This window comes from Halomonas sp. PBN3, from assembly GCF_000475415.1.
Classification (GTDB): Bacteria; Pseudomonadota; Gammaproteobacteria; order Pseudomonadales; family Halomonadaceae; genus Halomonas; species Halomonas shengliensis.
Window position 1 is genome coordinate 11,919 of the sequence record NZ_AXCA01000013.1, and the last position, 12,125, is coordinate 24,043.

Annotated in this window: 9 protein-coding genes and 5 tRNA genes; 4 read left to right on the forward strand and 10 right to left on the reverse strand. The window is 67.7% G+C overall.

What is annotated here, in order from left to right; translation table 11 throughout:
- Window positions 1–20: 20 nt before the first annotated feature.
- From Q673_RS20580 to Q673_RS20625, 10 genes are all read right to left on the reverse strand, one after another.
- Window positions 21–1,574 (reverse strand): SpoVR family protein, encoded by a 1,554-nt coding sequence (locus tag Q673_RS20580; protein ID WP_023004513.1) that lies wholly within the window; start codon window positions 1,572–1,574, stop codon window positions 21–23.
- A gap of 27 nt (window positions 1,575–1,601) precedes the next feature.
- Entirely contained in the window at window positions 1,602–2,891 is a 1,290-nt protein-coding gene (locus tag Q673_RS20585) for a YeaH/YhbH family protein (RefSeq protein WP_023004514.1), read from the reverse strand.
- Window positions 2,892–3,054: 163 nt separating this feature from the next.
- Window positions 3,055–4,977 (reverse strand): PrkA family serine protein kinase, encoded by a 1,923-nt coding sequence (locus Q673_RS20590; RefSeq protein WP_023004515.1) that lies wholly within the window; start codon window positions 4,975–4,977, stop codon window positions 3,055–3,057.
- A 242-nt stretch (window positions 4,978–5,219) separates the two neighbouring features.
- Complete coding sequence (locus Q673_RS20595) at window positions 5,220–7,232, reverse strand: NADPH-dependent 2,4-dienoyl-CoA reductase (RefSeq protein WP_023004516.1); 2,013 nt, start codon at window positions 7,230–7,232, stop codon at window positions 5,220–5,222.
- A 210-nt stretch (window positions 7,233–7,442) separates the two neighbouring features.
- A tRNA-Asp gene (locus Q673_RS20600) sits at window positions 7,443–7,519 on the reverse strand.
- Between the two features lie 3 nt (window positions 7,520–7,522).
- Window positions 7,523–7,599 (reverse strand) — tRNA-Val (locus Q673_RS20605).
- A 30-nt stretch (window positions 7,600–7,629) separates the two neighbouring features.
- Window positions 7,630–7,706, reverse strand: a tRNA-Asp gene (locus Q673_RS20610).
- A 29-nt stretch (window positions 7,707–7,735) separates the two neighbouring features.
- Window positions 7,736–7,812, reverse strand: a tRNA-Asp gene (locus Q673_RS20615).
- A gap of 39 nt (window positions 7,813–7,851) precedes the next feature.
- Window positions 7,852–7,927, reverse strand: a tRNA-Val gene (locus Q673_RS20620).
- An 89-nt stretch (window positions 7,928–8,016) separates the two neighbouring features.
- Window positions 8,017–8,751, reverse strand: coding sequence for an alpha/beta family hydrolase (locus Q673_RS20625; protein ID WP_023004517.1), 735 nt, complete (start codon window positions 8,749–8,751; stop codon window positions 8,017–8,019).
- A gap of 164 nt (window positions 8,752–8,915) precedes the next feature.
- Here Q673_RS20625 and ccoN point away from each other — a divergent pair, with 164 nt between their 5' ends.
- From ccoN to ccoP, 4 genes are read left to right on the forward strand one after another with little or no spacing between them, the layout of a single operon-like run.
- Entirely contained in the window at window positions 8,916–10,340 is a 1,425-nt protein-coding gene (gene ccoN, locus Q673_RS20630; RefSeq protein WP_023004518.1) for a cytochrome-c oxidase, cbb3-type subunit I, read from the forward strand.
- A 22-nt stretch (window positions 10,341–10,362) separates the two neighbouring features.
- Window positions 10,363–10,968, forward strand: coding sequence for a cytochrome-c oxidase, cbb3-type subunit II (ccoO, locus tag Q673_RS20635; protein ID WP_023004519.1), 606 nt, complete (start codon window positions 10,363–10,365; stop codon window positions 10,966–10,968).
- 1 nt (window position 10,969) lies between these two features.
- A complete protein-coding gene (locus tag Q673_RS20640; protein ID WP_023004520.1) occupies window positions 10,970–11,185 on the forward strand; it encodes a CcoQ/FixQ family Cbb3-type cytochrome c oxidase assembly chaperone in 216 nt (71 codons plus the stop codon).
- Entirely contained in the window at window positions 11,182–12,111 is a 930-nt protein-coding gene (gene ccoP / locus Q673_RS20645) for a cytochrome-c oxidase, cbb3-type subunit III (RefSeq protein WP_023004521.1), read from the forward strand. Before Q673_RS20640 ends, ccoP begins: the two co-directional genes overlap by 4 nt.
- Window positions 12,112–12,125 lie beyond the last annotated feature (14 nt).

Consider the following 12,125-nt stretch of genomic DNA (forward strand, 5'->3'; position numbering starts at 1 on the left):
GACGGAGAGAGGCGCGCCGTTCAGGCGCGCTCGGCTTCCTCGTCGGGCAGCGGCCACTGGTAGCGTCGCACCACATGGTCGTCATGCACCGACTCCAGGCACACGGGGAAGCCCCACAACTGGTGCAGGTGGCGGATCACCGGGTAGACGCTGCGCGCCAGGGGGCGACGGTCGTCCTGGACGTGGCGCAGGGTCAGCGAGCGGTCGCCACGGATGTCCGCCGAGTAGACCTGGATGTTGGGCTCGCGCACCGACAGCGCGTACTGGGCAGCCAGCGCCTCGCGGATGCGCCGGTAGCCGCGCTCGTCGTGGATCGCCGCCACCTCCAGCATCTCCTCCTGGTCATCGTCCACCAGCATGAACAGCTTGAGGTCGCGGATCACCTTGGGCGAGAGGAACTGCTGGATGAAGGACTCGTCCTTGAAATTGCGCATGGCGAACTCCAGGGTCTCGCGCCAGTCGCCGCCGGCGGTATCGGGGAACCAGCGGCGGTCCTCCTCGGTGGGCGCCTCGCACATGCGCCGGAGGTCGGTGAAGATGGCGAAGCCCAGCGCATAGGGGTTGATGCCGTTGAACCAGGGACTGTCGAAGGCGGGCTGCTGGACCACCGCGGTGTGGGACTGCAGGAACTCCAGCATCAATCCCTCGTCCACCGCGCCATCATCAAAGAGGCGGTTCATCAGGGTGTAGTGCCAGAAGGTGGCCCAGCCCTCGTTCATCACCTGGGTCTGGCGCTGGGGATAGAAGTACTGCGCCAGCTTGCGCACGATGCGCACCACCTCGCGCTGCCACGGCGCCAGCAGCGGGGCGTTCTTCTCGATGAAGTAGAGCAGGTTCTCCTGGGGCTCCGGCGGATAGCGGCCGCCGGCGTGCAGGCCCAACGGGTCCTCCGCGTCCTGCTCGCCGCCCAGCGCCTCCGGCGAGGGGCGCCCGGGGATGGTGCGCCACAGCATGTTGACCTGGGCCTGGAGGTGCTCCTCCCGCTCCTTCTGGCGGCGCGCCTCCTCGGCGGCGGAGATCGGCGAGGGGCGCTTGTAGCGGTCGACCCCGTAGTTCTGCAGGGCGTGGCAGGCATCGAGCAGCTGCTCCACCGCGGCGACGCCGTGGCGCTCCTCGCACTCGGCGATGTACTTCCGCGCGAACACCAGGTAGTCGATGATCGAACTGGCGTCGGTCCAGGTGCGGAACAGGTAGTTGCCCTTGAAGAAGGAGTTGTGGCCGTAGCAGGCGTGGGCCATCACCAGCACCTGCATCATCAGGGTGTTCTCCTCCATCAGGTAGGCGATGCAGGGATCGGAGTTGATGACGAGCTCGTAGGCCAGTCCCATCTGGCCACGGCGATAGGCCTGCTCCACGGCCAGGAACTGCTTGCCGAAGGACCAGTGGTGGTAGCCCACCGGCATGCCCACGCTGGCGTAGGCGTCCATCATCTGCTCGGAGGTGATCACCTCGATCTGGTTGGGGTAGGTGTCGAGGCGATACTCGTCCGCCAGCCGCGCGATCTCGCGCTCGAACTCGGCGAGCACCTCGAAGTTCCAGTCGGAGCCCGTGGCGATGGGCTTGCGTCGGGTCATGGGACCTCCTCGGCCTGGTGCCGGCACTCAGCCGCCGGCCATGCGGCGCTTGAACAGCTCGCGGAACACGGGATAGATGTCGCCGGCCTCGACGATCTGACGCATGGCGAAGCGCGCCGGGAACTCCGCGGCCACCGTCTCGTACTCCTCCCACAGCGCCTGGTGGGCATGGGGGGTGATCTCCACGTAGGTGAAGTACTGCAGGCGCGGCATCAGCCGCTTGACCAGCAGGTCGCGGCAGGCCACCGAGTCGTCGTCCCAGTTGTCGCCGTCCGAGGCCTGGGCCACGTAGAGGTTCCACTGCCCCGGGGGGTAGCGCGCCTCGATGATCTCGTCGACCAGGGTGAGGGCGCTGGAGACGATGGTGCCGCCGGTCTCCCGGGAGTAGAAGAACTCCTCCTCGTCCACCTCGCGGGCGGCGGTGTGGTGACGCACGAAGACCAGCTCGACCTTCTCGTAGTTGCGCTCCAGGAAGAGGTAGAGCAGCAGGAAGAAGCGCTTGGCGATGTCCTTGTGGGCCTGGGTCATGGAGCCGGAGACGTCCATCACGCAGAACATCACCGCCTTGCTGGAGGGCTGGGGCTGGTTGACCAGGTGGTTGTAGCGCAGGTCGTAGGTGTCGATGAAGGGCACCGCCTCCAGGCGCTTCTCCAGACGCTCCACCTCGGCCTTGAGCTCGGCGATGCGCGCCGGGTTGCGCAGCACCGGGTCCTTGCGCTCCTCGGCCTCCAGCGCCTCGCGGGCCTCGCGCAGGGCGCGGCGGATCGGGGCGCGCATGGCGATGCGCCGGGCGTGGGCCTCGCGCATGGAGCGCACGATGTTGATCCGCGCCGGCACCCCCTCCCGGGAGACCCCGGCACGCACCGGACGCACCTCGTCGAGGTCCACCAGGTTCTTGCGCTCCAGGTGGGGCAGCTCCAGGCCGTCGAAGACGAAGTCGAGGAACTCCTCCCGGGAGAGGGTGAAGGCGAACTCATCGACCCCCTCGCCCTGGTTGGAGGCGCTCCCCTCCCCCGCGCCGTCGCCGCCACCCCCGCCGCCGCCGGGGCGGCGCAGGCGATCCCCCTCGACGAACTCCTTGTTGCCGGGGGCAACGATGCGCCGCCTGCCGCCGGTACCGTGCTGGAAGACCGGCTCGGAGATGTCGCGGGCGGGGATCGAGACCTTCTCGCCACGCTCCATGTCGGTGATGGAGCGACGGTTGACCGCCTCCTCCACCGAACGCTTGATATGGGTGCGGTAGCGGTCGAGGAAGCGCTGGCGGTTGACCGCGCTCTTGTGCTTGGCGTTGGCCCGTCGATCGATAAAGTAGCTCATGCTCTCACCCTCGGCGCCGGTGTGTCTCGGCTGTTGCAGTGGCCTGCGGCGTTTCGGCGACAGGGGGAGACGGACACGCGGTGCCTCCCCTCCTTGGGCACTCGCTGTTTCATCCCTGGAAAGGATGCCCTTCTCCCCCTGTCCCCGTGCCGAGCGCAGCCGGCTACTGGGACTTGCGCACCCGCAGGTACCACTCGGAGAGCAGGCGCACCTGTTTCTCGGTGTAGCCGCGCTCCTTCATGCGCGCCACGAAGTCCTCGTGCTTCTTCTGGTCGGCGCTGGAGGCCTTGGCGTTGAAGGAGATCACCGGCAGCAGCTCCTCGGTGTTGGCGAACATCTTGTGCTCGATCACCCCGCGCAGCTTCTCGTAGGACTGCCAGCTGGGGTTCATGCCGTTGTTCTGGGCACGCGCCCGCAGCACGAAGTTGACCACCTCGTGGCGGAAGTCCTTGGGATTGGAGATGCCCGCCGGCTTCTCGATCTTCTCCAGCTCCTCGTTCAGGGCCTGGCGGTCGAGGAACTCGCCGGTCTCGGGGTCGCGGTACTCCTGGTCCTGGATCCAGAAGTCGGCGTAGGTGACGTAGCGGTCGAAGATGTTCTGGCCGTACTCGGAGTAGGACTCCAGGTAGGCGGTCTGGATCTCCTTGCCGATGAAGTCGACATAGCGCGGCGCCAGGTACTCCTTGATGAAGCGCAGGTAGCGCTCGAAGGTCTCCCGGGGCAGCTGTTCCTGCTCCAGGCGCTGCTCCAGCACGTAAAGCAGGTGCACCGGGTTGGCGGCCACCTCGTGGCTGTCGAAGTTGAACACCTTGGAGAGGATCTTGAAGGCGAAGCGGGTGGAGAGGCCGTCCATGCCCTCGTCGACCCCGGCGGCGTCGCGGTACTCTTGGATCGACTTGGCCTTGGGGTCGGTGTCCTTGAGGTTCTCGCCGTCGTAGACCCGCATCTTCGAATAGATGCTGGAGTTCTCCGGCTCCTTGAGCCGCGAGAGCACCGAGAACTGGGCAAGCATGCGCAGGGTATCCGGGGCGCAGGGCGCCTCGGCCAGCGACGAGTGCTCGAGCAGCTTCTCGTAGATCTTCACCTCCTCGGAGACGCGCAGGCAGTAGGGCACCTTGACGATGTAGACGCGGTCGAGGAAGGCCTCGTTGTTGCGGTTGTTACGGAAGGTCTGCCACTCGCTCTCGTTGGAGTGGGCCAGCACGACGCCCTCGAAGGGAATCGCCCCCATGCCCTCGGTGGGGTTGTAGTTGCCCTCCTGGGTGGCGGTCAGCAGCGGATGCAGCACCTTGATGGGCGCCTTAAACATCTCCACGAACTCCATCAGCCCCTGGTTGGCCTTGCACAGGCCACCAGAGAAGCTGTAGGCGTCGGGGTCGTCCTGGGAGTGCAGCTCGAGCTGGCGGATGTCCACCTTGCCCACCAGCGAGGAGATGTCCTGGTTGTTCTCGTCACCGGGCTCGGTCTTGGAGATGGCGACCTGGTTGAGCCGCGAGGGGTAGAGGCGCACCACCCGGAACTGGCTGATGTCGCCGCCATACTCCTTGAGGCGCTTGGCCGCCCAGGGGGACATCACGCTCTTCAGGTAGCGCCGCGGGATGCCGTACTCCTTCTCCAGCAGCTCGCCGTCCTCCTCCGGCGAGAACAGCCCCAGCGGCGACTCGAACACCGGGGAGTCCTTGATGGCGTAGAAGGGCACGCGCTCCATCAGCAGCTTGAGCCGCTCGGCCAGCGACGACTTGCCGCCGCCCACCGGCCCCAGCAGGTAGAGGATCTGCTTGCGCTCCTCGAGGCCCTGGGCGGCGTGACGGAAGTAGGCGACGATCTGCTCGATCGCCTCCTCCATGCCGTAGAACTCCGAGAAGGCCGGGTAGCGGCGGATCACCTTGTTGGAGAAGATGCGCGACAGCCGCGGATCCTTGGCCGTGTCGATGACCTCCGGCTCGCCGATCGCCTGGAGCATGCGCTCGGCGGCCGAGGCGTAGGCCATCGGCTCGTCGCGACACAGCTCCAGGTACTCCGGCAGGCTCATCTCCTCCTGCTGGGTGCGGGCGAAACGGTTCTGCACATGGTCGAAGATGCTCATCGATGCCTCCTTAAGCCCGATGGCTCGGCGCCGGGGCGGGGCGCGCGAGGACAGGGTCACCCTCAGCGTAGCCAGGCGCCGCTCCCGGGAGCGGACCATCCGTCAACGTTCGGGCCTATCCTCTGAGAGCCTGTGCCGTGGCAGGGGTTCGCTGAATCCTGTGCCGATCCATTCAACGCAGCGGGCCCGCCACCCCTCGATGGCGGGCCCGCGGGGCCAGGGCGTGGCGAGGAAGGGCGCGCTCAGAGGGCGGCGGCCACCCGCGTGCCCTGATCGATGGCGCGCTTGGCATCGAGCTCGGCGGGCTCGTCCGCGCCGCCGATCCGATGCACCTCGACCCCGGCGGCGCGCAGCGGCGCCTCGAGCTCACGCACCGGCTCCTGGCCGGCGCAGACCACCACGCTATCGACCTCGAGCAGGCGCGGCTCGCCCTGGTGGCGGATATGCAGGCCCGCCGCGTCGATGCGCAGGTACTCGCAGCCGGCCAGGGTCTCGACACCGCGCTGGCGCAGCGAGGCGCGATGCACCCAGCCGGTGGTCTTGCCGAGCCCCTTGCCCGGCTTGCTGGCCTTGCGCTGCAGCAGGAAGACCCGGCGCGGCACCTCCGGGGGACGGGGGGCGGCCAGCCCACCCGGAGTGGCGACCGAGAGGTCGACCCCCCACTCCGCGCACCAGGCGTCGCGGTCCAGCGCCGGTCGGTCAGCGTGGGTCAGAAGCTCCGCCACGTCGAAGCCGATGCCGCCGGCGCCGATGATCGCCACCCGCGGGCCAACCCGCTCCGGATGGCGGATCGCCGTGGGGTAGTCGAGCACCTCGGGGCGCTCGCTGCCGGGCAGCGTGAGGCGCCGCGGACGCACGCCGCTGGCCAGCACCACGGCGTCGAAGCCGGCCAGGGTCGCCGCCTCGGCCTCGCGGCCGAGGTGCACCGTCACGCCGTGGCGGTCGAGCATCACCCGGAAGTAGCGCAGGGTCTCGGCGAACTCCTCCTTGCCGGGGATCTGGCGGGCCAGGTGGAACTGTCCGCCCAGTTCGGCGCCACGCTCGAAGAGGGTCACCGCATGGCCGCGGCGGGCCGCGGTCAGCGCCGCGGCGAGCCCCGCCGGCCCGCCGCCCACCACGGCGATGCGCCGGGGCTCGGCGGCGGGGACGATCGCAAGCTCGCTCTCGTGGCCGGCGCGCGGATTGACCAGGCAGGAGGTGATGCGGCCGGCGAAGGTGTGGTCGAGGCAGGCCTGGTTGCAGGCGATGCAGGTGTTGATCTCCTCGCTGCGCCCGGCGGCGGCCTTGCTTACCCAGGCCGGGTCGGCCAGGAAGGGGCGTGCCATGGAGACCATGTCGGCATGCCCCTCGGCCAGCACGCGCTCGGCGACCTCCGGCATGTTGATGCGGTTGGTAGCGATCAGAGGCAGCGCCACCTCGCCGCGCAGGCGCCGGGTCACCTCGGTGAAGGCCGCCCGCGGCACGCTGGTGACGATGGTGGGAATGCGCGCCTCGTGCCAGCCGATGCCGCTGTTGAGGGCATCGGCGCCAGCAGCCTCGATGGCCCTGGCCAGCGCCACCACCTCGTCATGGGTGCTGCCCTCCTCCACCAGGTCGATCAGGGAGAGGCGGAAGATCACCAGGAAGTCGTCGCCCACCGCCGCCCGGATGCGCCGCACCACCTCCACCGGGAAGCGGATGCGGTTGGCGAAGGTGCCGCCCCAGGCGTCGTCGCGATGGTTGGTGCGCCGGCAGATGAACTGGTTGATCAGGTACCCCTCGGAGCCCATCACCTCCACCCCATCGTAACCCGCCCGCTGTGCCAGCACCGCGCAGCGCACATAGTCCTCGATCTGGCTTTCCACCTCCTCGCCGGTCAGCGCCCGGGGGGCGGCGGGGTTGATCGGCGCTTGGAGCGCCGAGGGGGCCACCGGCGAAGGCGTGTAGGCGTAGCGCCCGGCGTGGAGGATCTGCAGGCAGATCCGCCCCCCCTCGTCGTGCACCGCCTCCACCATCCGGCGGTGGTCGGCCAGCGGCGCCTCGTCCTGCAACGTCGCCGCGCCGTTGAACACCGCCCCCTCGGGGTTGGGGGCGATGCCACCGGTGACGATCAGCCCCACGCCCTCGCGCACCCGCTCGGCGTAGAAGGCCGCCAGGCGCGCAAAGCCGCCAGGCGCCTCTTCCAGGTTGGTGTGCATCGAGCCCATCAGGATGCGGTTGGGGAGGCGCAGGTGGCCAAGCGTCATGGGCTGGAAGAGGTGGGGATAGGCGGTCATGGCGCGGCTCCGGGCATCAGGGACGTGGTGGTCGGCATGCATTCAAACAACTGTATGATAGTTGACCGGAACGTGCAAAGCCGGCAGGCGTGGCGCAGGAGGCAGGGAGAACACGGAGGGGCGCATCGGGCGGGCGACGGCAAGGCGGCGGGCGCGCACACGAAGAAGCCCCGAGCATGGCTCGGGGCTTCAGGAATTCGTGGCGAACGATGGCGGACCGGACGGGACTCGAACCCGCGACCTCCGGCGTGACAGGCCGGCATTCTAACCAACTGAACTACCGGTCCGCGTGGTGGGTGATACCGGATTCGAACCAGTGACCCCCAGCATGTGAGGCTGGTGCTCTAACCAACTGAGCTAATCACCCACGATGTCGCACTGCGATGTCAGGCCTTGATGGCGGACCGGACGGGACTCGAACCCGCGACCTCCGGCGTGACAGGCCGGCATTCTAACCAACTGAACTACCGGTCCGCAACAGGGCTGACGATTCGGAAACACGGTGGCGGACCGGACGGGACTCGAACCCGCGACCTCCGGCGTGACAGGCCGGCATTCTAACCAACTGAACTACCGGTCCGCAGCGTGTTACCTACGTGATTCGGGACTGCCGAGGCAGTGGTGGGTGGTACAGGGTTCGAACCTGTGACCCCCAGCTTGTAAGGCTGGTGCTCTCCCAGCTGAGCTAACCACCCCCGGTCACGTGGCGCTGCATTCTACAGGGGCGGCCTTCAATGTCAACGCTTTTCGTCCACCGGCGTCGACGAGCGCTTTGGCCGTGGATTCATTCACTTGCGCCGCGGACTGGCGTGGCCATGAAGGCGGCGATGGCGGCGGCCCCCTGGTCGATCAGCGCCGCCTGGGTGAGCCCGGAGGCGCGCCGCGGTTTCCAGTCGTGGTCACCATCCTCGAGCCAGTGCAGGCGCGCCACCGACGGCAACGCATAGCCCGCCACCTCCTCCCGGGTGCCGAAGGGGTCCCGCGTGCCCTGCACCACCAGGGTGGGGCAGGCCAGTGCGGGCCAGTGATCGAGACGCAGGCGCTCCGGCCTGCGCGGCGGGTGGAAGGGGTAGCCACACAGCACCAGGCCCGCGGCACCGTCGCGGGCGGCGACCAGGCTGGCCACCCGACCGCCCAGGGACTTGCCGCCCAGCCACAGCGGCGGCAGCTCGGGGTGTGACAGAAGGTCGCACCAGGCGGTGAACTCCCCCACCAGGTGGTCGATGCGTGGCGGCGGAAGGCGGCGCCCCTCCCGGCGCATCCGCTGCAGGTAGGCGAACTCGATGGCCAGAGTCTGCACCCCCTGGTCGGCCAGGGCCTCGCGCAGGCGTTGCAGGAACGTGGAATCCTGGCCGGCGCCCGCTCCGTGGGCGATCAGCAGGCGGCCGAGGCGCGGCTCGCCGCGCACCTCCAGGTGGCCATGGGGTAGCCACCAGCGCCCCGTTTCGCCGTCGATCAGGCGGCGGAGGCACTCGCTCGCGCCGATGGGGACGTCATCCCGACAGGCAGCATGTGACACGGAATCTCCTCGTGAGTTCTCGGGCTAAGCCGATTGGCGTGTTCAGGATCATGCCCGGCTGGGGTAGAATCCCCCGCGAATTGACCTGCATCATCCTCAGGGAGGCGGCGTCCGTGACAAACTGACGCAGCTTTATCTCCTACCGCGTTCGATGGGAACCCGACATGAGCACAGCACTTGAACACCCGACCTACAACTACAAGGTAGTTCGGCAGTTCGCGATCATGACCGTGGTCTGGGGCATCGTGGGCATGACACTCGGTGTCATCCTCGCCGCCCAGCTGGTCTGGCCCGAACTGAACCTCGGACTGCCCTGGACGAGCTTCGGCCGCCTGCGTCCGCTGCACACCAATGCCGTGATCTTCGCCTTCGGCGGCTCGGCACTCTTCGCCACCTCCTACTACGTGGTGCAGCGCACCTGCCAGACACGCCTGTTCTCGGACAGGCTGGCCGCCTTCACCTTCTGGGGCTGGCAGGCGGTGATCCTCTCCGCTGTCGCCACCCTACCGCTTGGCTTCACCTCCACCAAGGAGTATGCCGAGCTGGAGTGGCCGATCGACATCCTGATCGCCGTGGTCTGGATCAGCTATGCCGTCGTGTTCCTGATGACCATCAAGCGGCGCCAGACCTCCCACATCTACGTGGCCAACTGGTTCTTCGCCGCCTTCATCCTGACAGTGGCAGTGCTGCACATCGTCAACAACGCGGCGATTCCCGTCACTCCGATGTTCGCGACCTCTGTCTACGCCGGCGCCGTCGACGCCATGGTGCAGTGGTGGTACGGCCATAACGCGGTGGGCTTCTTCCTGACCGCCGGCTTCCTGGGGATGATGTACTACTTCGTGCCCAAGCAGGCCGAACGCCCGGTCTACTCCTACCGGCTCTCCATCGTCCACTTCTGGGCGCTGATCATGGTCTACATGTGGGCCGGCCCGCACCACCTGCACTACACCGCCCTGCCCAACTGGGCGCAGTCGCTGGGCATGATCATGTCGATCATCCTGCTGGCCCCCTCCTGGGGCGGCATGATCAACGGCATGATGACCCTCTCCGGCGCCTGGCATAAGCTGCGCACCGACCCGACCCTGCGCTTCCTGGTGGTGGCCCTCTCCTTCTACGGCATGTCCACCTTCGAGGGCCCGATGATGGCGGTGAAGACCGTCAACGCCCTCTCCCACTACACCGACTGGACCATCGGCCACGTCCACGCCGGCGCCCTGGGCTGGGTGGCGATGATCACCATCGGCTCCATGTACCACCTGATCCCGCGCCTGTTCGGCCGCACCGAGATGCACTCGGTCAACCTGATCGCCGTGCACTTCTGGCTGGCCACCATCGGCACCGTGCTCTACATCGCCTCCATGTGGGTCAATGGCATCCTCCAGGGCCTGATGTGGCGCGCCATCAACCCCGACGGCACCCTGATGTACACCTTCGTCGAAGCCGTCGAGGCCAGTGGCCCGGGTTACATCGTGCGCATGATCGGCGGCCTGTGCTGGGTCGTGGGCATGCTGATCATGGCCTACAACGTCACCATGACCGTCAAGCGCGGTGAGGGTGCTCGCCAGCCGCTTCCGCAGACCGCCTGAGCCTAAGGGAACGAGACTTCCAATGAGACACGAGATCGTCGAAAAGAACGTCGGCCTGCTCGCCGTGCTGATCCTGGTGGTGATCAGTTTCGGCGGCATGGCGGAGGTAGTGCCGCTGTTCTTCCAGAAACAGACCACGGAGCCGGTGGAGGGCCTCGAGCCCCTCTCGGCCCTGGAACTCGAGGGACGCGGCATCTACCGTCGCGAAGGCTGCGTGGGCTGCCACTCCCAGATGGTGCGCCCGTTCCGTGCCGAGACCGAACGCTACGGCCCCTATACCGTGGCCGGCGAAACCGTCTACGACCACAACTTCCTGTGGGGCTCCAAGCGCACCGGGCCGGACCTGGCCCGCGTCGGTGGCCGCTACAGCGACGACTGGCACCGCGCCCACCTGTACAACCCGCGTGACGTGGTCCCCGAGTCGATCATGCCCGCCTACCCGTGGCTGTTCGAGAACACCCTCGACGGCGAGGACACCCCGAAGAAGATGCGTGCCCTGCGTGCCCTCGGCGTGCCCTACACCGATGAGCAGATCGAGAACGCCACCCGCGAGGTTCGCGGCGAGCAGGAGATCACCGCACTGATCGCCTACCTGCAGCAGCTGGGCACCGTCCTCAAGGACCAATGACATGGATAGCGGCACCGTCAGCGGCATCGTCACCGGCATCCTGATCGTGACCTTCATCGGCATCACGGTGTGGGCCTACTCGAAGCGGCGCAAGCCGGACTTCGACGAGGCGGCCAACCTGCCCTTCGCCGACGATGACGAGCAACCGAACCGTGACACGAGCGCCTCGCCGAACGGGGCCGATTCCCGCAAGCACAAGGGAGACAGGAACACATGAACAATCTCTGGGGTGACTCCCTTTCCGGGTTCTGGAGCGCCTGGATCATCGTCATCACGCTGGGCTCCATCGGGATTGCCTTCTGGCTGCTCTACGCCAACCGCAAGACCGACAAGACCCCTGATGCCGAAGGCAACGTCGACACCACCGGCCACGCCGCCGACGGCATCGAGGAGTACGACAACCCGCTGCCGCGCTGGTGGTTCCAGCTCTACGTGGGCACGGTGATCTTCGCGCTGGGCTACCTGGTGCTCTATCCGGGCCTGGGCAACTTCGCCGGCGTGCTGGGCTGGAGCCAGGAGGGCCAGTGGGAAGAGGAGGTCGAGCGCGCCGAGGAGCGCTTCACGCCGATCTTCGCCCAGTACCAGGAGGTGCCGATCCCCGAGCTCGCCCAGGACGCCGAGGCGATGCAGGTGGCCGAGCGCATCTTCCTCAACAACTGCGCGGTGTGCCACGGCTCCGGTGCCCAGGGCGGCTACGGTTTCCCCAACCTGACCGACGACGAGTGGCTCTACGGCGGCGAGCCGGAGAACATCCTGGCGACCCTCAACAACGGCCGCAACGGTCTGATGCCCTCCTGGCAGCAGCTCGGCGAGGAGAACATCGAGAACGTCACCCAGCATGTGCTCGCGCTCTCCGGCAACGAGCATGACGCCGAGCGCGCCGAGAGTGGCGCGGCGACCTTCGCCTCGGTGTGTGCCGCCTGCCACATGCCCGACGGCACCGGCAACCAGGCGCTGGGCGCCCCCAACCTGACCAACGACATCTGGCTCTACCTGCAGCCCGGCCAGGAGGTCGCCGACGCGGTGCGCCAGACCCTGCGCAACGGCCGCAACGGCCACATGCCGGCTCAGGCCGCCTACATCGGCGAGGAGCGCGTCCACCTGGTGGCCGCCTACGTCTACAGCCTGCGCGACCAGGACTGAGACACCCGCCCATG